Genomic DNA, 23,532 nt, shown 5'->3' on the forward strand with positions numbered 1-23,532 from the left:
GCCCCCGGCAACCCCGTCGCCTCCACGCCCCCGCCCGCCGCACCGCCCGCGAGCGGCACGCCGTCGGCCGGAGCGCCCGCGGCCGGAGCCCCGGCCACCGGGACGCCCGCGCCCGGCGCGAGTCCGTCCGCCCAGCCCGAACTCGGCTCCCGCGTACTGGAAGGGCTCGGCACCGAGGCGTTCCTGGACGACAAGCTGAGCCCGGCCGGGGCGACGGCCGCGCAGTCCCGCACCGTGCGGATTGTGTTCCGTACCTCGAATGTCATCGTCAAGGTCGAGTACAGCGTGCAGCCCACCCTGCCCGGCACGGTCCCGCCGAGCGGTGAAACCCAGGAAAAGGCACGGCAGTTGGCGCAGGCTCTCGCCGAACGGTTCAACGAGTGAGCCGTGCGCGCCACGCCCGGGCGTGACGGCGCGCACAGCAGTCGGCCACCCGATCGGGCTACCGTTGACCGGGTCCCGCGTCCGAAGAAGACCCCCGAAGCACAGAAGGAACCATGCACCGATCAGCCTCGCGCCTCACCCGCGTTCTCGCCTGCGCAGCCGTCCCGGTGATCCTCACCGTGGCCGGGTGTTCCTCCGACTCGGGCAAGGAGTCGACCGCCAAGGGCGACAAGAAGTCCGGTTCGTCCGCTTCCGCGAAGCCCGGCGAGAAGAAGGCCAAGCCGGAGCTGGAGAAGGCGGCCTTCGCCACCCTCCCGGACCCCTGCAAGGCGATCCAGACGGGCACGATAGACACCCTCGTCCCGGAGGCGAAGGACAAGAACGGCACGGCGACCAAGTCGAACGACCTGGCCAGCCGCGCCAGCTGCTCCTGGAACGGCCTGGACGAGGACGGACTGAAGGGCTCGCAGTACCGCTGGCTCTCCCTCTCCTTCTTCCGCACCGACTCGCACGCCTCGCTCGGCGGCGCGAACAAGCGGGCCGAGGAGCAGTACGGCAAGCAGGTCGAGGGGGCGAAGGCCACCGAGGGCGCGCAGAACGTGAAGGCCGAGGCCGCGGAAGGCCTGGGCGACCAGGGCACGTCGATCGTCTACTCGGTGAAGAAGGACGTCGACTTCTTCAACACGACGATCGTGGCGCGCACCCAGAACGTGGTGATCACGCTGGACTACAACGGTGCCGCCTACGAGGGCGCCGGCGCCCCGGACCAGGCGAAGCTGCTGCAGGACGCGCTCGCCGCGGCGAAGGAGGCCGTGGGCTCGGTGGCGGGTGCCAACAAGCCGGCGGAGCAGCCGCAGTCCCCCCAGCCCCAGTAGGAGCGGCGGCAGTCGGGGCCTCCTGGGGCGCCGACTTCCGGTCACCCGTACGCTGTGCCTGCCGCAGCTCTGTAAAGGCTCGGTAAGCGCTCGGCGCGCAGCGCGCTCGGCACTCGTCGCTCAGCGCTCGGTTTGTGCTCGACAAGGGGAGGGGATCGCGGGTGGCCGCGATGCAGCTGACTCGTACGCACCGAATACTCATCGGTGTCGTGGTCGCCGGAGCCGTCGTGATCGCGGGCATCGGCTTCGCGGGCTCGTACGCCGCCGTGCGCGAGCTGGCGGAGAAGAAGGGCTTCGGCAGCTTCTCCCTGGTCTTCCCGATAGGCATCGACGCCGGTATCTGTGTCCTCCTGGCACTGGACCTGCTGCTGACCTGGCTCCGGATCCCCTTCCCCCTGCTGCGTCAGACGGCGTGGCTGCTGACGGCGGCGACGATCGCGTTCAACGGTGCGGCGTCGTGGCCGGATCCGCTCGGTGTGGGCATGCACGCCGTGATCCCGATCCTGTTCGTGGTGACGGTGGAGGCCGCCCGGCACGCGGTGGGCCGGATCGCGGACATCACGGCGGACCGGCACATGGAGGGCGTGCGCATCACCCGGTGGCTGCTGTCGCCGGTGCCCACGTTCAAGCTGTGGCGCCGGATGAAGCTGTGGGAGCTGCGCTCCTACGAGCAGGCGATCGGCATGGAGCAGGACCGGCTGATCTACCAGGCGCGGCTGCAGGCGCGGTACGGGCGTTTCTGGCGGCAGAAGGCGCCGGTGGAGGCGCTGATGCCGCTGAAGCTGGCACGGATCGGTGTCCCGCTGTCGCAGACGGCGCCGGACGCGCTGGCGGCGACCGGGATCGACCCGGCGGTGCTGCCGCCGCTGGAGCAGCAGCTCGCGGGCGCGGGTGCGGCTGCGGCCCTGGAGGCCTCGGCGGCGGGCGGCCCGGAGTGGGACGGGCAGGGGGTGCAGGGAGCGCAGACCGTCCAGGCCCAGCAGCTCCTGCAGCCGCAGCAGGGCCAGCAGGTTCAGCAGGTCGCGCCGGGCCAGCAGGTCGCGCAGGCGGCGGCGGTCACCCACGCCCCGCCGGCGTTCGCGGTGGACCCGACGGCGATGCCCGCGGCTCACAACAGCGCCTGGTTCGCCGCGCCGAAGGCGCCGCAGGCGGCGTACGAGGGCGGCTACAACCCGCAGTACGTCGAAGGCCTGGAGCCCACTCCGGTCCTGCCCCCGATGGGCCCGGACGAGCAGCAGGTGCAGCAGCTCCCGGTTCCGGAGCCGCGCCACGAGGGGGCTCCGGACGGGTACGTCCCGGAGCAGGTGCCGGAGGCGGAGTCCCCGGACGAGGTCGAGTTCGGGCAGATCGCGTACAAGGTGTTCTGCGCGATGGCCGAGGAGACGCAGGACTATCCGACCGCAGAGGCCCTCGACATAGTGCTGGCGGACCGATACGGCGTGACGCACCCGCGCAGTGGTTCGCTCCTGCGGCGGATGATCCCGTCGTTCCGGCAGCAGCACCACAAGGACCGGGAGGCCGAGCCGGCGTAGCGCGCAGGCAGGTACCCGTACGCGGAAGGGCCCGCACCCCTCGGGGTGCGGGCCCTTGTGCGTGCCGGGCACGGCCCGTGGCGGGATCTCAGACGGCGAGCAGCTTGCGCACGCGGTCCGCGCCCACCGCCAGCAGCAGCGTGGGCAGTCGCGGCCCGGTCTCCCGGGTCACGAGGAGCCGGTAGAGCAGGGCGAAGAAGGTGCGCTGCGCGACCTTCAGTTCGGGGGTGGGCTTGGCGTCGGGCTCCAGTCCGGCCATGACCTTGGGGACGCCGTAGACGAGGGTGGTGAGCCCGTCGAGCGACCAGTGGGAGTCGAGGCCGTCCAGGAGGAGGCGCAGGGATGCGCGGCCCTCGTCGTCCAGGGAGGACAGGAGCTCGGTGTCGGCGTCCTCGCGTACGAGGGTGCGCTGGTCGGCCGGGACCTGGGTGGTGATCCAGTTCTCGGCGCGGTCCAGGCGCGGCCGTACCTCGTCGAGGGAGGTGAGCGGCTTGTCCGGCTCCAGGTCGGAGAGGATGCGCAGGGTCTGCTCGTCGTGTCCGGCGGTGATGTCGACGACCGACGCGAGGGTGCGGTAGGGCATCGGGCGCGGGGTGCGCGGCAGCTCGTGGGAGGCGACGCGTACGGCGCGGGCGTGGGCGGCGGCGTCGGCGGGCAGCACGCTGCCGTCCGCGACCTTGCCCTCCAGCTTGTCCCACTCGTCGTAGAGCCGCTGGATCTCCTGGTCGAAGGCGATCTTGAAGGACTGGTTGGGCCTGCGGCGGGCGTAGAGCCAGCGCAGGAGCTGCGGCTCCATGATCTGCAGGGCGTCGCCGGGGGTGAAGACCCCGCCCTTGCTGGAGGACATCTTGGCCATGCCGCTGATGCCGACGAAGGCGTACATCGGGCCGATGGGCTGCTCGCCGCCGAAGATGTGGACGATCTGCCCGCCGACCTGGAAGGAGGAGCCGGGCGAGGAGTGGTCGACGCCGGAAGGCTCGAAGATCACGCCCTCGAACGCCCAGCGCATCGGCCAGTCGACCTTCCAGACGAGCTTGCCGCGGTTGAACTCGCTGAGCTTGACCGTCTCGGTGAACTCGTCCTCGGTGCAGACGTAGGTCATCTCGGTGGTCTCGTCGTCGTACGAGGTGACCTTGGTGAAGTCCTTGCCGCACTGGCCGCAGTACGGCTTGTACGGGAAGTAGCCGCCCTCGCCGGCGCTGCCGTCGTCCTCGGCGGCGGCGCCGGAGCCCTCGGCGGCCTCCAGCTCGGCCTCGTCGACCTGCTTCTGCTGGGGCTTCTTGCCGCCGGGCTTGACCTTGGTGCGGTACTGGGCGAGGACGGCGTCGATGTCGCCGCGGTGCTTCATCGCGTGCAGGATCTGCTCGCGGTAGACGCCGGTGGTGTACTGCTCGGTCTGGCTGATCGGGTCGTACTCGACGCCGAGCTCGGCCAGGGACTCGGCCATGGCGGCCTTGAAGTGCTCGGCCCAGTTCGGGTACGCGGAGCCCTCGGGGGCGGGGACGGCGGTCAGCGGGCGCCCGATGTGCTGGGCGTGCGACTCCTCGGTGACGCCGGGGATGCCCTTGGGGACCTTGCGGAAGCGGTCGTAGTCGTCCCAGGAGATGAGGTGGCGGACCTCGTGGCCGCGGCGGCGGATCTCGTCGGCGACCAGGTGCGGGGTCATGACCTCGCGCAGGTTGCCCAGGTGGACCGGGCCGGAGGGGGAGAGTCCGGACGCGACGACGACTGCTTTGCCCGGGGCTCGGCGCTCCGCCTCGGCGATGACCTCGTCCGCGAAACGGGAGACCCAGTCGGTCTCGGTGCTGCTCTGCGCGCTCTGAGCCACGACACGTCCTTCTATCTCGAATGCTGGCTACGGCCATTCTCCCAGACGGAACGGGCCGCTCCGGGGTTGCTTCCACCCAGTGATATCCCGAGAAACGGATGGCGGCCGCGTGGGATACTCGGCACTTGTCGGAAGAGCCAAGTCCGACCCGAGTACGACCCCAGCACGATCCAGCACGACCCTGCACGACCCCAAAGCAAGACCCCAGCACGACCCCCGGTAGAGAACCTCACAGGAACGGCAGCTCATGGCCTCGGTCCCTTCGCTCGCTTCGTCCGTCAACCAGCGCGTCGCCGACGCCCTCGCCTCCGCGCTGCCGGAGGCCGGTGGCGCCGACCCGCTGCTGCGACGAAGCGACCGGGCCGACTTCCAGGCCAACGGCATCCTGGCGCTCGCGAAGAAGGCCAAGGCCAACCCGCGCGAGCTGGCCGCGACCGTGGTCGAGGGCATCCCGACCGGCGACCTGATCGAGGAGATCGAGGTCTCGGGCCCCGGCTTCCTGAACATCACCGTCGCGGACGCGGCGATCATCTCGACGCTGGCGGCCCGCGCGGCGGACGACCGGCTCGGTGTCCCGCTGAACGCGGCCGCCGGCACGACGGTGATCGACTACGCGCAGCCGAACGTCGCCAAGGAGATGCACGTCGGGCACCTGCGGTCCGCCGTGATCGGCGCGGCGATGGTGGAGATCCTGGAGTTCACGGGCGAGAAGGTGGTCCGGCGCCACCACATCGGCGACTGGGGCACCCAGTTCGGCATGCTCATCCAGTACCTGCTGGAGCACCCACACGAGCTGGACCACAGGTCCGGCGACGGCGACGAGCAGGCCTCCGGCGAGGAGGCCATGTCCAACCTGAACCGCCTCTACAAGGCCTCGCGCGCCCTCTTCGACTCCGACGAGGAGTTCAAGACGCGGGCCCGGGCGCGGGTGGTGGACCTGCAGGCGGGCGAGCCGGAGACGCTGGCCCTGTGGCAGCGGTTCGTGGACGAGTCGAAGATCTACTTCTACTCCGTCTTCAACAAGCTGGACATGGACATCCAGGACGCGGACGTGGTCGGCGAGTCCGGCTACAACGACATGCTGGTCGAGACGTGCAAGCTGCTGGAGGAGTCGGGCGTCGCGGTCCGCTCCAACGGTGCGCTGTGCGTGTTCTTCGAGGACATCAAGGGCCCGGACGGCAACCCGACCCCGCTGATCGTGCAGAAGTCGGACGGAGGCTTCGGCTACGCGGCCACCGACCTGTCGGCGATCCGTGACCGCGTGACCAACCTCGGCGCCACCGAGCTGATCTACGTGGTCGATGCGCGGCAGTCGCTGCACTTCAAGATGGTCTTCGAGACGGCGCGCCGGGCGGGCTGGCTGAACGACGAGGTCAAGGCCGTACAGCTGGCCTTCGGCACCGTCCTCGGCAAGGACGGCAAGCCGTTCAAGACCCGTGAGGGCGAGACGGTCCGGCTGGTGGACCTGCTGGACGAGGCAGTGGAGCGGGCGACCGCCGTGGTCCGGGAGAAGGCCGAGAAGGTGGGCCTGACGGAGGCGGAGATCGTAGAGAACGGCCAGTACGTCGGCATCGGCGCGGTGAAGTACGCCGACCTGTCGACGTCGGCGTCGCGGGACTACAAGTTCGACCTGGACCAGATGGTCTCGTTGAACGGCGACACGTCCGTGTACCTGCAGTACGCGTACGCCCGGATCAGGTCGATCCTGCGCCGGGCAGGGGACCGCAAGCCGGTCGCCCACCCGGAGCTGAAGCTGGCCCCGGCGGAGCGCGCGCTGGGCCTGCACCTGGACGGCTTCGGCGAACTGATCGCCGAGGCGGCCGCGGAGCACGCCCCGCACAAGGTGGCGGCGTACCTCTACCAGCTGTCCTCGCTGTTCACGACGTTCTACACCGAGTGCCCGGTCGTGAAGCCGGAGCCGGAGCTCGTCGTGGGCGAGAACCGCCTGTTCCTGTGCGAGCTGACGGCCCGCACCCTCTCGAAGGGCATGTCCCTCCTGGGCATCCGCACCCCCGAGAAGCTCTGACGCACCGCGTGCGCCGACGGCCCCGTCTCCTTCCGGAGGCGGGGCCTTCCGCGTCCCGTCGCGGCGCGGACGCCGTCGCCGGACGTGTCAGGAAACGGGCGGATTGCTCCTGCTGCGGCTGGGGTTCCGCTGCGAGTCTGCGGGCGTCCATCCGGATCACACCGCACGGAGTCCGCATGAACCGATCACGCATCCGCCCGACCCTGGTGGCTGCTGCCGCGATCCTCGTCCTGGCCCCGACCGGGCAGGCCTCTGCCCGTAGCCGTCTGCGCCCACTGATGCCTGCCCGGGTTCACCCGTACGGCCCGATTCGGACCGTACGGGCCGGGTAGGGGACGGCGCGTCCTTCCCCCATCCACCAGCGGAGGCATCCGTGCCCGACATGAACGGCCCCTACAAGCCCGGCACCCCGTGCTGGATCGACCTGATGGTCCCCGACCAGCAGGCGGCCCTCGACTTCTACTGCGACCTCTTCGGCTGGCAGGGCGAGGTCGGACCGGCCGAGCAGGGCGGCTACTCCGTCTGCCTCCTCAAGGGCAAGCCCGTCGCCGGCATCATGAAGGCGTCCAACCCGGACGGGACCGTGCCCGACCCGATGCCGCCGACCGCGTGGACCACGTACCTCGCCACCGACTCCATCGACTCCACCCTCAAGTCGGTCACCGACGCGGGCGGTTCGGTCATGATGGGCGCGATGGACGTCATGGACCTCGGCCGGATGGCCGTGATCACCGACCCGACCGGCGCCGCCGTCGGCCTGTGGCAGGCCGGCACCTTCGACGGCGCGGGCATCGTCAACGAGCACGGCGCCCTGATCTGGAACGAGCTGAACACCGGCGACGTCCCTGCCGCAGCCGCCTTCTACACCTCGATCCTCCCCGTCACCACGGCCAAGTCCCAGATGCCCGACGCCGGCGAGTACACCGAGTTCAAGGTCGGGGACCGTGCCGTCGGCGGGATGATGGACCTCGCCAAGCTGCCGGACGGCGTGCCGCCGCACTGGATGCCGTACTTCCACGTCGACGACGTCGACGAGATCCAGGCCGCCGCGGAGCGCGCCGGAGGCAGCGTCATGGCCCCGGCCTTCGACATGGTGGCGGGCCGCATGGCCGTCCTCGCCGACCCCCAGGGCGGCGTCTTCTCGGTGATCAAGGCGACCGCGCCGGAACAGCCCGCCTGACCGGCCCACACGGCCGGCGGTCGGCGGCGGGCGTGGCGGCGGCCGGCGGGCGTGTGGGCGGCGGCCGGCGGTCGCCGGTCACCTCAGGCGCGAATGCCCCCGACTGATTTCGGCAGTCGGGGGTATTCGCCTCCATCACGGTCCGCGCATCATTCCGCGCTCACGCAATCGGCTCAGATGGCCTCGCTGGGGTTGGCCGGGAGGTAGAAGTTCCAGCTCCCCTGGCCGTGGTGCTGCCCGTCCGGGGAGTTGCCCGAGGGGCAGGCGCCGTTGTCGGGGCGGCCGTTCCACCACAGGCTGTAACAGTGGTTGCAGAAGCGCCAGTTGTCCTGGAACGTCGTCACGTCGTTGGGGAGGGGGATGGCCATGGCAGCCTTCTTTCCGGAGTGAAGATGGCGTGAACCCCTGCGCGGTCGACCCACCACGGGGTTCGCGATCCGAGCAAGGGAATGCTCTCACCGCACACCTGGAATTCGGGCGCGCCGCATTGCCGTGTCGGCATTTCCGGACGCCACTTGGGCTACCATTTGCGGAGAAACGAATCTCTTGGACCTGGAATTCATTTCCGCATATGAATTCCATGAAAGCCTATTCAGGCAAAGCGTCATCGGCATCCGTTCCGGAACTCGCACCAAACGATTTTTCCGGGCGCCCGGCCCACCACCCCCCAGTCGTCGGCGAGCGCCTCGACGAGGGTCAGCCCCCGCCCGTGCGGCCGCCCGGCGATCCGCGACCGCCCGGGCCCGCTGTCGTGCACCTCGGCCCTGACGGTCGCGTCCTCGAAGCCGAAGAGCCGCAGCAGGTACCCGCGGCCGGGCGGGACGCCGTACCGCAGGGCATTGGCCGCCAGCTCGCTCACGCAGAGCAACACGTCGTCGAGGCGCTCGTCCACACCCCCAGGCATGCACGGTGTCACGTGTGAACTGGCGCGCAGCTGCGACGGTTCGGGGCGAGCGCAAGTAGAGGCGCTCGCGCACGAGCGCCGCCTGAATAGTGGGATTCACGGGGCGATCGTCGCGCTGCGTGACTAGCGTGTGGCTGAGCGCCGACCCGTACTCCTTGATGAGTACGGGTCCGCACGGGGTAGCCCACGTGTACAGGCGGGGAGTTCGCAGTCATGCCACCGAGGAAACGAGTACGGCCGAACGCGACGACCATGAAGATGGTCGGCTCGCAGGTGGCCGCCGGCCGAGTCGCCAAGAACCTGACCCAGCGGCAGCTGGGTGAACTGGTTCGCCTGGACGCGGAGACGATCGCGTCGATCGAGCAGGGTCGGCGCGCCCTGATGCCGAACGTCGCGGAGCTGATGGATCTGCACCTGGGGCTGCCGGGGTTGTTGACGCTGGCGGCCAACGGCATGCCGGCGATCGACGCGACTCCGCCGTGGGCGGAGGAGTACATGGACCTCGAGCACCGCGCGATCGCGCTCTCCTGGTTCGACAACCAGGTGGTACCGGGCCTGCTCCAGACGGAGAACTACGCCCGGGCCGTCTTCCGGTGCCGCGTCCCCGCCCACCCGGAGGCGGAGATCGAGGCCCTCACCACCCATCGCCTCGCCCGCCAGCAGATCCTGCGCCGCGGCACTCCACCGACGCTGAGCTTCGTGGTCTGGGAGGCCGTACTACGCGACCGGCTCGGCGGGCACGAGGTGTACGCGGAGCAGCTTCGCCACCTCCGCACCTGCGCCGCTCTGCCGGACGTGAGCCTCCAGGTGCTGCCACTGGGCCGGACCTCTCACGCCGCTCTCGACGGCCCGTTCACCATCGTCGAAACCCACGACCACCGGCACCTCGGCTACACCGAGACCCAGCGCGGCAGCCAGCTCATCTCCCACCCCGATGAAGTCAGCATCCTGGCGCGCAGGTATGCGATGCTGCGGACTCAGGCCCTCAACACCGAGCAGACATGGGGCCTGTTGGACCGCCTGGCAGGAGAGACATGAGTGCCACCACCGGACTGAAGTGGTTCGAGTCCAACTACAGCGGCAGCGAAGGCGGCGCCTGCCTGGAGGTCGCCGTGGGCTGGCGCAAGTCCTCGTACAGCGGCAGCGACGGCGGCCAGTGCGTGGAGGTGGCCACCGGCCCGGACGCGGTGCACGTCAGGGACTCGAAGGTCCAGGACGGCCCGGTCCTGGCGCTCGCCCCGGCGAGCTGGGCGGCACTGACGGGCTGGCTCGCTCGATAACGCGGCACGCGGGGGCGGAGCCTGCGCCGTGCGGAGCCCGGAGCGCCGCAGATCGCTACGCGCTCCTGCCGGAAGGCGGCTGCAAGCCCCTTGGGCTGGACATAAGCCGCCCATTCGCTACGCGCTCCTCGACCACGGCGACTGCGAGCCTCTGGGGGCCGGGCACAGGTCCGCCATCGATCGCTACGCGCTTTCTCGATCACGCGACTGCGGCCCGTCCGGGGGCGGGCCCCCTGGGGCGTCACTTCGGAGCGCCCGAGTACCGGACGTACTCGGGCGCTGCGGCCGGCAGGGTCCGCACGGGACGGTCCGGGGCCGGAGGGCGGCGGTCGCCGTCGTCGGGGTGGACTACGCCGGTAGCAGGCCGCTGCGCGGGCCCGTAAGGATCCGGCGCAGGTGCCCGAGCACGGTCGATGTGTGCTCGGTGAGGTAGAAGTGGCCGCCGGTGAAGGTGTGGAGGGCGAACGGGCCGGTGGTGTGATCCGCCCATGCCCTGGCCTCCTCCGCGGTCACTTCGGGGTCGCTGTCACCGGTCAGGACGGTGACCGGGGTGCTCAGCGGGGGGCGGGGGGTGGGCCGGTAGGTCTCGATGGCCTCGTAGTCGCTGCGCACCGGGGGAAGGATCATGGCGCGCAGTTCCGGGTCCTCCAGGAACTCCGTCTCCACGCCGCCGAGCAGGCGGAGCCTGTCCACGATCCCTTCGTCGGAGGCCAGGTGGAGGTGTTCCTCGCGTCTGCGCGAGGGGGCCCGGCGGGCGGAGGCGACCAGGGCCAGGGGCGTGGTGCCCATGGCTTCGAGCCGGGAGGCGACCTCGTAGCCGACCAGGGCCCCCATGCTGTGGCCGAAGAGGACGAGGGGGCGGTCGGTCCAGGCGGAGAGCGCGTCCGCGATCCGGTCGGCGAGGTCGGTGAGGCGTGTGATGCCGGGTTCGGCGCGCCGCTCCTGCCGCCCCGGGTACTGGACGGCGAGCACGTCGACGTCGGGGGCGAGGGCCCGGGCGACGGGGAAGTAGAAGGTGGCCGAACCACCGGCGTGCGGCAGGCAGACGAGGCGCACCGGGGCGTCGGGGGCGGGGTGGGAGCGCCGGATCCAGGGGTCGTGGTCGGTCATCGGGCGCCGGCCGCCGTCTTGTGGACCAGAGCGCGCGCCGCGAGCCGGTAGCCGTCGGCGCCGAGGCCGGCGATGAGTCCGCTCGCGAGCGGGGCGATCACGGATTCATGGCGGAAGGATTCCCGGGCCCAGATATTCGAGATGTGCACCTCGATCCATGGATTCGGGTAATTGGCGAGAGCGTCCCGCAGGCTCCAACCGGCAATCATGAGGGCGCCAGGATTGACGATCGCGCCCACCGTGTCATAGCTGTCCTGGATCACCCCGATGATTTCACCCTCCGAGTCGGACTGGAAGGACCTCACTTTCCAGCCGTGGTCGGACACCTCGTCAGCAACGGCCGCCGCGATGTCGTCGAGGGTCTCCGTCCCGTACACATCGGGCTCACGTCGCCCCAGTATGCCCAGGTTAGGCCCGTTCAGAAGCAAGAGCTCGCTCATCTTTTCCCCAACAGTGAAAAGTCGTCATCCGCTGTCAGCAAGCTATAACACCGTGATTCATCAGACGTTGACCGGCCGCCCCGGAAAGCAAGGACCAGGGATATATAGGGGACGCCATAGGGGGATGACCGAACCGCTTCCGCACAGTAAGTTCTCGCTGCAGCATTTGACGCAGAGGGAGCAGAAAAAAATGAGTCAGCTTTCCCGGCCGCGCCCCGAGTTCCCCGTGTGGCCCCAATTCGGGGACGAGGAGCGCGAAGGTCTCATCCGCGCGCTCGAGCAGGGCCAGTGGTGGCGCATGGGCGGCAGTGAGGTCACCACCTTCGAGCGCGAGTTCGGCGCGTACCACGGCACGGAACACGCGCTGGCGGTGACGAACGGTACGCACGCGCTGGAGCTCGCCCTGCAGGTGCTCGGTGTCGGCCCCGGAACCGAGGTCATCGTCCCGGCGTTCACGTTCATCTCCTCGTCCCAGGCGGCCCAGCGCCTCGGCGCGGTGGCGGTGCCGGTGGACATCGACCCGGGCACCTTCAACATCGACCCGGCCGCGGCCGCGGCAGCGATCACCTCGCGTACCGCGGCGATCATGCCGGTCCACATGGCCGGTCAGATCGCGGACATGGACGCGCTCGGCAAGCTGTCGGCGGACAGCGGTGTCCCGCTGATCCAGGACGCGGCACACGGGCACGGCGCGGAGTGGGACGGCAAGAAGGTCGGTGAGCTCGGCGCGGTGGCCGCGTTCAGCTTCCAGAACGGCAAGCTGATGACGGCGGGTGAGGGCGGACTGGTCACCTTCAACGACGCCGAGCAGTTCGAGATGGCGTTCCTGCGCCACAGCTGCGGCCGTCCGCACAGCGACCGCTACTACTTCCACAAGACCTCGGGCTCCAACTTCCGGATGAACGAGTTCTCGGCCGGCGTGCTGCGCGCCCAGCTCGCGCGTCTCGGGAGCCAGATCGACACCCGGGAGGCCAACTGGCCGGTGCTCTCGCAGCTGCTGTCCGAGATCCCGGGAGTCCAGCCGCAGGTCATCGACGAACGCGTCACGCGCAACCCGCACTACATGGCGATGTTCCGGCTTCCCGGCCTCACGGCCGAGCGCCGCAACCAGGTCGTCGACGCGCTGATCGAACGGGGGCTGCCGGCGTTCGCCGCGTTCCGCGCGATCTACCGTTCGGACGGCTTCTGGGAGACCGGCGCGCCGGGCGAGACCGTCGACCAGATCGCCGCGCGGTGCCCCAACACCGAGGCTGTGTACGCCGACGCGATCTGGCTGCACCACCGGACCCTGCTCGGCACCCGGGAGCAGATGCACGAGATCGCGAACATCGTCTCCGACACCCTGGCTGCGCTGTGAGTTCCCCGGTCAGGGTGGCCGTGGTGGGCCTCGGCTGGGCGGGACGCGAGATCTGGCTGTCCCGCCTGGCCACCCACCCGGCGTACCGGGTGGTCGCGGTGGTGGATCCGTCCCCCGCCGCGCAGGAGGTCGCCTGCGGTATCGGCCCGGAGGTGCTCTCCCTCGCCGATGTGGACGGGCTGGCCCCTGACCTGGTCGACCTGGCCGTGGTCGCCGTTCCCAACCATCTGCACAGTGCTGTCGCCTGCCGGCTGCTGCGCCGGGGCATACCGGTCTTCCTGGAGAAGCCGGTCTGCCTCAACTCGGCCGAGGCGGACGAGCTGGCCGCCGCCGAGCGGGAGGGCGGCGCCCTGCTGCTGGCCGGCAGTGCGGCGCGCCACCGCGCCGACGTGTGCGCCCTGCGGGAGACCACGGACAGGGAACTGGGCCGGATCCGGCACATCGACATCGCGTGGGTCCGGGCCAGGGGCGTCCCGGACGCCGGCGGCTGGTTCACGCAGAGCAGCCTCTCCGGCGGCGGCGCACTGGTCGACCTGGGCTGGCACCTGCTGGACACGGTCGCTCCACTGGTGGGCCCGGTGGCGTACGAGCAGGCCGTCGGGACGGTGTCCGGGGACTTCATCGAAGCCGCGACGCACGGTACGGCCTGGCGGCACGGCGGGGCGCGGCCGCGTCCCGGCGGCGGCGACGTGGAGGACACCGCGCGCGCCTTCCTGGTCACCGAGAGCGGTGTCTCGGTGTCCCTGCGGGCCAGTTGGGCCTCGCACGAAGCGCTGGACAGCACGGTGGTGCGGGTGGAGGGCAGCGAGGGGACGGCCTCCCTGCGGTGCACCTTCGGCTTCAGCCCGAACCGTGCGGGTGGCTCGGAACTGACCCTGACGCGGTCGGGCCGCACCACTGCGGTCGCGTTCGACGAGGAACCGATCGGTGCCGAGTACGACCGTCAGCTCGACGCGATTCCCGCCCAGCTCGCGGATCCGTCCGCCCGGGGCCGAGCGGTCGAGGAGACCCGGCGAACCATCGCCGTCATCGAGCGGGTGTACGGGTCGGCGCGCCCGGCACGCGCTCTCGACCGGGAACGGACCGTGGCCGGCGCGGGCGTCTGACCGACGGCCCGGGCCCCGTGCTCCTTCCTTCGAACCAGCCACACCATCTTCTGGGAGACCCCCGTGAACACTGGTACTGTCGCCAACTTCAGAACGCAAGACTCCGCTTTCCTGCACCCCAAGAGCGTGGTCGTCTTCGATCTCGACGGTGTGATCGTGGACAGCTTTCCCGTCATGCGGGAAGCGTTCTCGATCGCCTACGCCGAAGTCGTGGGAGACGGCGAGGCGCCGTTCGAGGAGTACGAGCGCCATCTGGGCCGATATTTTCCCGACATCATGAAGATCATGGGGCTGCCGCTGGCGATGGAGACCCCCTTCGTCCGCGAGAGCTACCGGCTGGCCGGCCGGGTCCCGCTCTTCGACGGTGTCACCCAGGTCCTGGAGGAGCTGCGCGAACGCGGCTTCCGTACCGCGATCGCGACGGGCAAGGCGGGCGACCGGGCCCGGCACCTGCTGGACAAGCTCGGTGTGATCCACCTCTTCGACCACGTGATCGGTTCCGACGAGGTGGCCAACGCCAAGCCCGCACCGGACATCGTCCTGCACGCCCTGGACCTGCTGGGGGCCCGCCCCCAGGACGCCCTGATGCTGGGCGACGCGGTCACCGACATCGCGGCTGCGCGCGGAGCGGGGGTGACGGCGGTGGCGGCGCTGTGGGGCGAGTCGGACACGGCGGATCTGCTCGCGTCCGGCCCGGACGCGGCCCTGCACCACCCGGCCGAACTGCTGGCGTTCTGCCCGGCAGTGGCCGGCGTCGTCTGATCCTCCCGGCCTCCCCCGCCGACCGCCCTCCCCCGGCCTTCGGGCTCGTGGGGGCGCGAGTGGATGGCCGATTCCCGTCCGATGGCAGTCGCGGCCCGATAGTGGGCCGCGCGTCCATCGGACGGGCAGCCATTTATGGGGGACTGAGCAATGCTTGTGGAACGCGAGGAACATCTCGGCCGTCTGCACCAGATACAGGAGTCCGCGCTGGCCGGAAAGGGCCGCGTCGTCCTCCTCGAAGGACCTACCGCCGCGGGCAGGACGGAGCTCCTCCACGCCTTCGCCGACCAGGCCGAGGCCGCCGGGTTCCGGCTGGTGCACGCCATCTGCTCGCGTTCCGAGCAGAACCTCGCGTTCGGGATGCTGAACCAGCTCCTCCGGTACGCCGGGCTGCCCATGACCACGGACACCCGGGAACCCGGATCCGGACCGGACGGACCGTCCGTGCGGGCTCGGTCCGCCGACGAACTGTGCGCCTCGCTCCTGGAGCAGTCCGCCGACGAGCCCCTGCTGCTCGCCGTTGACGACTCCCAGTACGCCGACGCCGACTCCCTGAGCGTCCTGCTGCGCCACTCCCGCCGCCTGCGATCCGCTCGCGTGGTGGTGGTCCTGGCCGACAGCGACTTCCCGTCGTCGAACCTCCCTCTCCGGGCCGAGCTCCTGCGCCAGCCCAACCTCTCCCGCCTCCGCGTCTCCCTCCTCACCCGGTCCGGCGTGCGCGAGTTCCTCACCGGGCGGCTGGGAGCCGACGAGGCGACACGTCTGGCCTGCGACTTCCACGCGCTGACCGGTGGCAGCCCGCTCCTGCTCGGCGCCCTCGCCGACGACCACGCCGCTCCCGACGGCCCGCTCGCGGCCCGGGGCTACGGCCTCGCCCTCCTGAGCTGCCTGCACCGCGGCGATCCGGCCGTGCTCGCGCTGGCTCGCGCCCTGGCCGTACTGGACGAGGACGCCACCGAGGACGGCTTGGCCTCGCTCGCGGGCGGCATCGACGTACGGGCCGTGTCACGGGCCATGGCGGCGGCCGGGCTCCTCGCCGACGACGGCGGCTTCCGCCACCCCGACGCGCGGCAGGCCGTGCTGGAGGACCTGTCGCCGCGGGAGCACTCCGCTCTGTACGGCAGGGCCGCCCGGCTGCTGCACGCCGCCGGCGCGGAGCCGGTACGGGTGGCCCGCCACCTCCGGGAGGCGGGCCGGGCCGACGGCCCCTGGGCGGTACGGGCCCTGGTGGAGGCGGCGGAGTACGAAGTGCTCGCCGACCGTCCGGAGGACGCGGCAGCCTGCCTGGAACTGGCCGAGCGCTCCAGCGGCGATCTCACCGAGCGCGCCGAGGTCCTCGCCCGGCTCGCCCACACCGGTTTCCAGTTCGATCCGGCGACGGCCTCCCGGCACCTCGCCCCCCTCGTCACGGCAGGCCGCGCGGGACATCTGAGGTTCCGCGAATCGGCTTTGCTCGTACGGCAGTTGCTGTGGAACGGACGCGCGGAGGAGGCGTCGTCCGTCCTGGACCGGATGCGCGAGAGCGCTGACGAACCCACGGCGGACCCCGGCTCCGAACTGGCCGACCTCGAACAGTGGCTGGCCTGGGCCCATCCCCCGCTCGCCCGCCCCCTGGGGACGTCGGGGGCGGCCTCGCGCCGGCCCGGCACCACGGGCGAGGCCACCGGCACCGTCGTGGCGCTGCGCAGCGAGCCGTGGCTCGGACGCGCGGCCACCCTTGCCAATCACCTGGCACGGGACAGGCCGGGCGCGGCGGAGCGGGCCGAGCAGGTGCTGTGGGACCTGCGGCTGAGCCGTACGGAGTGCTGGACCGGGGAGTCCGCGATGCTCGCACTGCTGACGCTGCTGCACTCCGACCGGGCGGACCTCGCAGCGGACTGGTGCGAGCGGCTGTCCGCGGACGCGGCGAACCACTCCGCACCCACCTGGCAGGCCGTGTTCACGGCGATCCGGGCCGAGGTGGCGGTCCGCCAGGGCGACCTGGAGTCCGCGGTGGAGAAGGCGCAGGAGGCGTTCGCGCTGCTGCCCCCGAAATCGTGGGGCGTGGCCATCGGCCTGCCGCTCGCCAGCCTGATCGTCGCGACGACACGGATCGGCAGGCACGAGGAAGCGGCGCGCTGGTTGTCGTACGCGGTACCGACGGCGATGTACGAGAGCTGGTACGGACTGTCCTTCCTGCAGGCCCGCGGGATCCACCACCTGGCCACGAACCACGTCCACGCGGCCCTCGGCGATTTCCTGTCCTGCGGTGAGCTGCAGCGGAACTGGGGAATGGACTCCCCCGGCCCGGTGGCGTGGCGGGCCGGTGCGGCGGAGGCGTGCATCCGGCTGGGAAACCCGGACCGGGCCAAGCAATTGGTGCACGAGCAGCTCGCGCGGCCGGTCGGCGCCAGCTCCCGCATCCGCGGGATGTCGCTGCGGCTGTACGCGGCGACGTGCGCGCCGGGGCGGGCCCTGCAGCTCCTGACGGAGGCGCTGGAGCTGCTGGAGTCTGCGGGCGACCGCTTCGAGCAGGCGCGGGTGCTGGCCGACATGAGCCGCATGTACTACGCCCTCGGCGAGCATCGCAGAGCCCGGATGATGTTCCGGCAGAGCCTGCACGTGGCGAAGGCGTGCGAGGCGCACCCGCTGGCGCAGGAGCTGCTGTCCGGTTCGGGCGAGTACGAGCGACCCCGGATCTCGGCGGCGGAGGCGCCCTCTCCCGGACACAGCGAACTCACCGGCTCCGAGCGGCGGGTGGCGTCACTGGCGGTCATGGGCTACACCAACCGGGAGATCGCGTCCAAGCTGTACGTCACCCCGAGCACGGTGGAGCAGCACCTGACCCGCGTGTACCGCAAGCTGAACATCCAGCGGCGTCAGGATCTGCCGTCGGATCTCTGGCCGAACGCCTCCCGCGCGGGCTGAACCGGTACGGGAGGCGTCGGGGGCCCGGTGGCCACGCACCGGGGCCGGGAACCGTCAGTGCGGGAGGCCGGCCGGGGCGGGTGCGGAGGCGGGCGACCCGGGGCCGGCGGCCAGCGAGCTCGCCAGCAGCATCGCCCCGCCGAGGGAGGACAGTCCACCCAGCCGCGCCGGACGGATCCGGGGGGCCGGGTGGCCGGCCCGGGCCAGCCTGCGGGTGTGGCACTCGACGGCCTGGATGAAGCCGGGCAGCCCTTCGGCGAAGCCCCCGCCGATGATGAAGACGGAGGGACGGAAGAGTTCGTTGGCGCCGGTCACGGCGGCGGCGAGGGCGGCACAGCCCTCGTCGACGGCGAGCACGGCCCAGGATCTGCGGTCCTGCCAGGCTTCGACCAGTTCGTCGTATCCGACGGGGTCCTCCTCCCCGCGCAGCCGGGTGGCGCGGCGCAGGATCGCGCGGCCCGAGGCGAACGCCTGGACACAGCCCTGTCGTCCGCAGTCGCAACGGGCGGCGCCCGAGCGGTCCACGATCAGGTGGCCGAGTTCGCAGGAACCGCGCCGGGGGCCAGGGGCCGGCTCCCCGCCGAGGATCACGCCACCGCCGACGCCCGTCCCGATGCCCAGGTAGACCACGTCGTCGCAGTCCGCCGCCCGGGCCTCGGCCAAGGCCGCGAGGTCGCCGTCGTCGGCGCATTCCACGGCGGCGCCGGGCAGCATCCCGGACAGTTCGGCGCGCAGGTCCAGGCCGACCCAGCCGGGCCGGTTGGGCCAGGCGGTCACGCGTCCGGACCGGTCCAGGGTGGCGGGCACCGCGACCCCGGCCGCGACGATCGGGCCGGGGGCGTTGCGGCGCACCCCGTCCAGGAACGCGGCGAGCGCCCGGATGTCCGCGCGCACGTCGTCGCCGTCGCGCCACCGGAACGTTGATTCGTACGGCTGCGCGCCGTCGCTCTCCAGCCTGATGGCGACTTTTGTTCCGCCCACGTCCATACCGAGACAGCCGCTGCTCCTCATCATTCTCGTGAGTTTCCGCAGGGGCACCCACTGTCCGGTAACCGAGCGCCCACCGGCGGTGCGGCACGAGGCGCGGGCGGCCTCGGGCAGCACCCTCCCAGTGAACCCCCCTATGTGCTCCCTATCTTTCCGCGGAAACGCACCGGCGACGCCCTCCCCGGAATCGAGTATTGATACGACCCTTATCCTCCTCGAGATCAGGCTTTTCACGGAGCTTTCACGAGGTGAATTCTGCAATGAACCGTCAATGGCTATTCATTCGCCTGCCTAATCCGATGAGGAGCCGCTCCGAGGAACATGTCTCGCGGGTGGTCTCCACGATGGCCGCCGACCTGGTCAGTCATCTCAGGGCGGCGGACCCCGCCGGTCACTGGCAGTTCCGCCGCCCGGGCTGCGGCACCGGACCGGAGCTCACCCTGTCGTTCCACTCCACCGCGGACGTGCTGCGGGAACTCGAACGGCGCCTGCGGTCGGACACGGCGGCGTACAACTGGCCGATGATCACCGACCGGTACGTGCCGCCGACGGACAAGTACGGCACCCGGCAGAACCTGCGGGTGGCGGACCGTCTGGCCACCGAATCCAGCGAGTTCGCCCTGTCCCTGCTCCAGGACGGCGAACTGTCCGCGGCGGAGCAGCGGAGGCTGGCGACCCTGCACCTGTGGCACCTCAGCGGTCTGACCGCGCCCGGCGACCGGGCTGCGTTCCTCTTCCACTTCTGGCAGTTCGGGACCGACCGGATGGACCCTGCCGGGCGGATGGAGCTCGCGACGGAGGCGGACACGTACGCCGACGCCCTGATCGACCGTCCGCTGGACGGCGACGAGGCCCTGTGGGAGCGGTACGTGCCGGCGGTGCGCAGCGCCGTCGAGGTCCCGCAGGAAGGCGTGGTGCCGGTGAACTACTTGCTGTACGACCACGTCCAGCTCACCCACGGCCGCCTCGGCATCCCGGTCCAGACGGGCGCCCTGGCCGCCCGCGCCCTGCGGTCCGCCCTGTCGGCCGGAGCGCCCGTGTCCGGCGGCAGCGGGGTGCGCGCCCTCCAGTCGGTCTGAGCGGGCCACCCCGCCGGGCCCGCGCCCATCACTTGACCGGACCCCCTCGGAAAGGACCCTCACCGTGACTGCCGTGACGACCACGGACACCTCGACCAGACGGCGGATCGACGTGGAGCTGGGCGACCGCTCCTACCCGGTGCACATCGGCCCCGGCGTACGCCATCTGCTCGCCGGGACGATCGCCGCGACCGGCGCCCGGCGGGTGGCCGTGGTGTCGGCCCGGCCCCGGGACGTCCTCCCGGAGACCGGTGTGCCCACCCTGCACCTGGAGGCCCGCGACGGCGAGGAGGACAAGACCCTCGCGACCGTGGAACGGATGTGCCGGGAGTTCGCCGGCTTCGGGCTCAGCCGTGCGGACGCGATCGTGTCGGTCGGCGGCGGTACGACCACCGATTCGGTGGGTCTGGCGGCCGCCCTCTACCACCGGGGCCTGCCGGTGATCCACCTGCCGACGACGCTGCTGGCGCAGGTCGACGCCAGCGTCGGCGGGAAGACGGCGGTCAACCTGCCTCAGGGCAAGAACCTCGTCGGGCAGTACTGGCAGCCGTCGGCGGTGCTGTGCGACACCGACTACCTGCAGACCCTGCCGCTGCGGGAGTGGACGAACGGCTACGGGGAGATCGCCCGGGCCAACTTCATCGGCGCCGGCGACCTGCGGGGACTGCCGCTCGTCGAGCAGATCGCCGCCAGCGTGGCCTGCAAGGCCCGCATCGTGGCGGCCGACGAGCGCGATGCGGGGCTGCGGCACACCCTCAACTACGGCCACACCCTGGGCCACGCCCTCGAACGTGCCACGGACTTCGCGCTGCGCCACGGTGAGGCCGTCGCCATCGGCACCGTGTTCGCCGGGCGGCTGGCGGGCGCGCTAGGCCGGATCGACGGGGCCCGGGTGGCGGAGCACCTCGACGTGGTCCTGGCCTACGGGCTGCCCCACCGGCTGCCTTCAGGGGTCGACGTGGCGGAGCTCGTGACGCTGATGCGGCTCGACAAGAAGGCCATGACCGGGCTGTCGTTCGTCCTGGACGGACCGCGCGGGGCTGAACTCGTCACCGATGTGCCTGAGGCACTGGTCGCCGAGGTACTGGAGGGGATGGAGCGCGAGGGCTGAGCGGAGCCGACCGGAGGCGCCCTGCGACGCGGCCCGGCCCGGGGGACGGACACTTCCGTCCCCCGGGCCGGGCCGCTCGGGCGTGCGGGTCCGCCGGCCCGCGCACGGGAAGCACGGTCCGCAGCAGGAGGAGCCCCGTTGGGGCCCACGGCCTGAGAGGCCGTGGGCCCCAACGGGGCTCCGGGGTGGGGGCAGCAGGTCCGCGGCCGTCAGGCGGCCCGGCGCAGGATGGTGCGCACGACGGAGTCCATGTCGTCGGCCTTGACCAGGACGCGGAGCGTCTCTCGGCCGTCCTCGACGGTCAGGCAGCGGCGGCCGACCAGCATGACCGAGCCGTTCTCCAGGGCGCGGGCACGGATGACGGTCCGGTTGGAGACCAGCTCGCCCGCCCAGTTCCACTCGGGGCTGACCGGGACCGGCTGGGAGGGGTCGCGGTCCCACTCCGAGAGGGTGCGGGCGGTCGGCTTGAAGCGGTAGACGTTGTGCCAGTCCGTCTCCCGGGTCTTGCGCTGGAGGACCTGGTAGCCGTTCTCCTCGATGACCCGGTAGGCGCAGCCGTACTGCTCCTGCACCTCGGGGGAGACCTTGACGGGGTCGATGAACGACGGTCCGGCGAAGCCGGTGTCGGCCAGCCAGACGTCGCCGTCGATGTTCACGCCGATGAACAGGTGCTCCAGGTCCGGCCCGAAGCCGCCGTCCGGGCCCCGCACGCCGGCCGCCAGGATGTCGACGTCGTAGCCCAGGTCGGCGAGCAGCCGACGGAACAGGCCGCTGAGCTCGAAGCAGGTGCCGCCGGCGCCGCCGATGACGATCTCGTCGAATGCCTTGTCCGCGTCGATCTCGACGTAGTCCCAGATGTAGTCGCCGCGTTCGGCGTTCGCCGAGTTGTCGAACGGGATCGTCCGCAGGTGTGCGGCGTGCAGGCTGCGGAGGGTCTCCACCGTGGGCTCGAGCGGTCCGGTGTGGCCGAGGTGTGCCAGGTAGGCCTCGACGTTATACATGTTCGGCGTCCTTCGTTCGTCGATAGATTCCGGCCGAGTACGACGGCCCTTCACCTTCGCAGCCAACACTTCCATTCAGGGGCACAAGGCAGCACCCCATTCAACCCCCTATTGATGTCGGTGCAGGAAATGCAAATTCGCCCTCCCGGGGTACGGAAGGGCGAATTGCGGACCGACGGAATTCCGTGCGGCTCGTGTTCCGGATCAGGCAGCCGGGACGTTCTCCCTCTCGGCCGCCGGCTCGGCGGCCACGGGTGCCTCGGCCTGGGCGGACGACTGCGCCTTGAGGAAGAAGGCCAGGAACGAACCGGCGATCGCGGCGATACCACCGACCAGCGCCGAGTTCTGCAGGCCGTCCAGGATGTCTCCGGCTGTGTTCTGGGCCCCCTCTCCGAGGTCGAGGCCCGCGTTCGCAACGGCGATCAGCGCGGCCATGCCCATGCCGCCGCCGAGCTGGGCGATGGTCTGGGTGAGACCCGAGGCGACACCCTGCTCCTGCGGGGCGGCGTCGGAACCGGCGGCCATGAAGATCGCCGGGTAGAGCATGCCGGCGAACAGACCCCAGATCAGGACGCCCGGGAGCAGCGGCCAGAAGCTGGTGCTCTCCGACATCGTGAAGGCCAGCACGATCATCGAGACGCCGAGGCCGGAGAGGCCGCCGAACAGGGCGTAGCGCACACCCCACTTCTGGACGACGAACGGCAGCAGCTTGCCCGAGCCGAGCATCGCGATGACGCTCATCGGCAGGAAGGCCAGGCCGGCCTGGAGCGGGGAGTAGCCGATGACGTTCTGCAGGTGCACGAAGAACAGGTAGTTCAGCGTGTTGATGACGCCCTGGAAGACGAAGACGACCAGGATCGCGGTCACCAGGCCGCGGTAGCTCCACATGTGCGAGGGAGCCAGCGGGTCCTTGGTCCGGGCCTCGGTGACGAAGAACAGGATGCCGAGGACGGCACCGACGGCGAGGGTGGTGATGGTGCTGGTGGAGGTCCAGCCGTTCTCCGGGCCGCTGATCAGGCCGTAGACGAGCAGGGTCGAGGCACCGGTCGCGATGAGCGCGCCGGGGATGTCGAACTTGCCCTTGTCGCGGGAGCGGGCGTCCGGGGCGATGAAGACGAGGATGCCCACGACCGCGAGGATGCAGAGCGGGACGTTCACGTAGAACACCGAGCTCCAGCCCAGGTAGTCCGTGAGCACACCGCCGGCGAGCGAACCGATGATCGAACCGGAGGCACCGGCCGAGCCCCACAGGGCGTAGGCCTTGTTCCGCTCGGGACCCTCCTTGAAGGAGCTGTTGATCAGGGAGAGGGTGGCCGGGAAGAGCAGCGCGCCGCCCAGGCCCTGGACCACGCGCATCGCCACGAGCAGGCCCGGGCTGCCGGCGAGGCCGCCGACCACGGACGCGACGCCGTACAGGCCGAGTGCGACCACGAGCATCATGCGGGCGCCGAGGCGGTCGACTGCACGGCCACCGAACAGGATCGCGCCACCGAGGCCGACTGCGTACGCACTGACGACCCACTGGAGCGACTGCGCGGTGAAGCCCAGGTCCTTGCCGATCTCGGGCAGCGCCACATAGACGATGTTGTAGTCGATCGAGAAGATGAGCATGCAGAATGCGATGAAGGCCATCGCGATCCCCGGGCGTGCTGCGGACGCCGGG

The 23,532-nt window shown here is 70.9% G+C and carries 19 protein-coding genes and 2 pseudogenes; 13 read left to right on the plus strand and 8 right to left on the minus strand.

Annotation, left to right across the window (positions count from 1 at the left end; translation table 11 throughout):
- From IH80_RS0133105 to IH80_RS0133115, 3 genes and pseudogenes are all read left to right on the plus strand, one after another.
- Positions 1-384: pseudogene (locus IH80_RS0133105) on the plus strand (DUF3558 domain-containing protein); the annotation flags it as partial.
- 113 nt (positions 385-497) lie between these two features.
- Positions 498-1,259 (plus strand): DUF3558 domain-containing protein, encoded by a 762-nt coding sequence (locus tag IH80_RS0133110; protein WP_051810208.1) that lies wholly within the window; start codon positions 498-500, stop codon positions 1,257-1,259.
- Between the two features lie 161 nt (positions 1,260-1,420).
- Positions 1,421-2,791: a DUF2637 domain-containing protein gene (locus IH80_RS0133115; RefSeq protein ID WP_030965384.1), complete on the plus strand. Its 1,371-nt coding sequence runs from the start codon at positions 1,421-1,423 to the stop codon at positions 2,789-2,791.
- Between the two features lie 88 nt (positions 2,792-2,879).
- Here the strand turns inward: IH80_RS0133115 and lysS are convergent, their stop codons facing one another.
- Positions 2,880-4,619: a lysine--tRNA ligase gene (gene lysS / locus IH80_RS0133120; protein WP_030965386.1), complete on the minus strand. Its 1,740-nt coding sequence runs from the start codon at positions 4,617-4,619 to the stop codon at positions 2,880-2,882.
- A 247-nt stretch (positions 4,620-4,866) separates the two neighbouring features.
- Here lysS and argS point away from each other — a divergent pair, with 247 nt between their 5' ends.
- Both argS and IH80_RS0133130 read left to right on the plus strand, forming a co-directional pair.
- Positions 4,867-6,645 (plus strand): arginine--tRNA ligase, encoded by a 1,779-nt coding sequence (argS, locus tag IH80_RS0133125; RefSeq protein ID WP_030965387.1) that lies wholly within the window; start codon positions 4,867-4,869, stop codon positions 6,643-6,645.
- 382 nt (positions 6,646-7,027) lie between these two features.
- On the plus strand, positions 7,028-7,825 hold the full coding sequence (locus IH80_RS0133130) for a VOC family protein (RefSeq protein ID WP_030965388.1): 798 nt from the start codon (positions 7,028-7,030) through the stop codon (positions 7,823-7,825).
- A gap of 173 nt (positions 7,826-7,998) precedes the next feature.
- On the opposite strand, the gene IH80_RS0133135 is transcribed toward IH80_RS0133130, so the two are convergent.
- Positions 7,999-8,193: a hypothetical protein gene (locus IH80_RS0133135; protein WP_030965389.1), complete on the minus strand. Its 195-nt coding sequence runs from the start codon at positions 8,191-8,193 to the stop codon at positions 7,999-8,001.
- Positions 8,194-8,429: 236 nt separating this feature from the next.
- Positions 8,430-8,829: pseudogene (locus IH80_RS40030) on the minus strand (ATP-binding protein).
- A 113-nt stretch (positions 8,830-8,942) separates the two neighbouring features.
- Between IH80_RS40030 and IH80_RS0133145 the strand changes: the two are divergent.
- Together IH80_RS0133145 and IH80_RS0133150 are read left to right on the plus strand one after the other, a co-directional pair.
- Positions 8,943-9,767 (plus strand): helix-turn-helix domain-containing protein, encoded by an 825-nt coding sequence (locus tag IH80_RS0133145; RefSeq protein ID WP_030965390.1) that lies wholly within the window; start codon positions 8,943-8,945, stop codon positions 9,765-9,767.
- Positions 9,764-10,009 carry a DUF397 domain-containing protein gene (locus IH80_RS0133150; protein WP_030965391.1) on the plus strand — a complete coding sequence of 82 codons (246 nt, stop codon included), beginning with the start codon at positions 9,764-9,766 and terminating at the stop codon, positions 10,007-10,009. Before IH80_RS0133145 ends, IH80_RS0133150 begins: the two co-directional genes overlap by 4 nt.
- 348 nt (positions 10,010-10,357) lie before the next feature.
- Here IH80_RS0133150 and IH80_RS0133155 read toward each other — a convergent pair whose 3' ends face one another.
- Together IH80_RS0133155 and IH80_RS0133160 are read right to left on the minus strand one after the other, a co-directional pair.
- Positions 10,358-11,119, minus strand: coding sequence for a thioesterase II family protein (locus IH80_RS0133155; RefSeq protein ID WP_030965393.1), 762 nt, complete (start codon positions 11,117-11,119; stop codon positions 10,358-10,360).
- Positions 11,116-11,559 carry a type II 3-dehydroquinate dehydratase gene (locus IH80_RS0133160; RefSeq protein ID WP_030965394.1) on the minus strand — a complete coding sequence of 148 codons (444 nt, stop codon included), beginning with the start codon at positions 11,557-11,559 and terminating at the stop codon, positions 11,116-11,118. Before IH80_RS0133160 ends, IH80_RS0133155 begins: the two co-directional genes overlap by 4 nt.
- A gap of 190 nt (positions 11,560-11,749) precedes the next feature.
- On the opposite strand from IH80_RS0133160, the gene IH80_RS0133165 reads away from it, so the two are divergent.
- The 4 genes from IH80_RS0133165 to IH80_RS0133180 all read left to right on the plus strand — a co-directional run bounded on the left by IH80_RS0133165 (position 11,750) and on the right by IH80_RS0133180 (position 17,691).
- On the plus strand, positions 11,750-12,916 hold the full coding sequence (locus tag IH80_RS0133165) for a DegT/DnrJ/EryC1/StrS family aminotransferase (protein WP_030965395.1): 1,167 nt from the start codon (positions 11,750-11,752) through the stop codon (positions 12,914-12,916).
- Positions 12,913-14,022 (plus strand): Gfo/Idh/MocA family protein, encoded by a 1,110-nt coding sequence (locus tag IH80_RS0133170; RefSeq protein ID WP_030965397.1) that lies wholly within the window; start codon positions 12,913-12,915, stop codon positions 14,020-14,022. The genes IH80_RS0133165 and IH80_RS0133170 overlap by 4 nt, the downstream gene beginning before the upstream one ends.
- A gap of 111 nt (positions 14,023-14,133) precedes the next feature.
- Positions 14,134-14,784, plus strand: a complete 651-nt coding sequence (locus IH80_RS0133175) for an HAD-IA family hydrolase (protein ID WP_030965398.1) — start codon at positions 14,134-14,136, stop codon at positions 14,782-14,784.
- Between the two features lie 150 nt (positions 14,785-14,934).
- Positions 14,935-17,691, plus strand: coding sequence for a helix-turn-helix transcriptional regulator (locus IH80_RS0133180; RefSeq protein WP_030965399.1), 2,757 nt, complete (start codon positions 14,935-14,937; stop codon positions 17,689-17,691).
- A gap of 54 nt (positions 17,692-17,745) precedes the next feature.
- Here IH80_RS0133180 and IH80_RS0133185 read toward each other — a convergent pair whose 3' ends face one another.
- A complete protein-coding gene (locus IH80_RS0133185) occupies positions 17,746-18,705 on the minus strand; it encodes an ROK family protein (RefSeq protein ID WP_030965400.1) in 960 nt (319 codons plus the stop codon).
- A 272-nt stretch (positions 18,706-18,977) separates the two neighbouring features.
- Between IH80_RS0133185 and IH80_RS0133190 the strand changes: the two genes are divergently transcribed.
- Positions 18,978-19,757, plus strand: a complete 780-nt coding sequence (locus tag IH80_RS0133190) for a lantibiotic dehydratase C-terminal domain-containing protein (protein ID WP_158943713.1) — start codon at positions 18,978-18,980, stop codon at positions 19,755-19,757.
- 64 nt (positions 19,758-19,821) lie between these two features.
- On the plus strand, positions 19,822-20,868 hold the full coding sequence (locus IH80_RS0133195; RefSeq protein ID WP_051810211.1) for a 3-dehydroquinate synthase family protein: 1,047 nt from the start codon (positions 19,822-19,824) through the stop codon (positions 20,866-20,868).
- Positions 20,869-21,077: 209 nt separating this feature from the next.
- Here IH80_RS0133195 and IH80_RS0133200 read toward each other — a convergent pair whose 3' ends face one another.
- Both IH80_RS0133200 and IH80_RS40035 read right to left on the minus strand, forming a co-directional pair.
- The gene (locus IH80_RS0133200; protein WP_030965403.1) at positions 21,078-21,869 is read right to left on the minus strand and encodes an arylamine N-acetyltransferase family protein; all 792 of its coding nucleotides are present in this window, start codon (positions 21,867-21,869) and stop codon (positions 21,078-21,080) included.
- A 204-nt stretch (positions 21,870-22,073) separates the two neighbouring features.
- Entirely contained in the window at positions 22,074-23,501 is a 1,428-nt protein-coding gene (locus tag IH80_RS40035) for an MFS transporter (RefSeq protein ID WP_051810212.1), read from the minus strand.
- Between the last annotated feature and the right edge of the window lie 31 nt (positions 23,502-23,532).

The sequence above is a fragment of the Streptomyces sp. NRRL S-378 genome (assembly GCF_000720645.1).
Classification (GTDB): Bacteria; Actinomycetota; Actinomycetes; order Streptomycetales; family Streptomycetaceae; genus Streptomyces.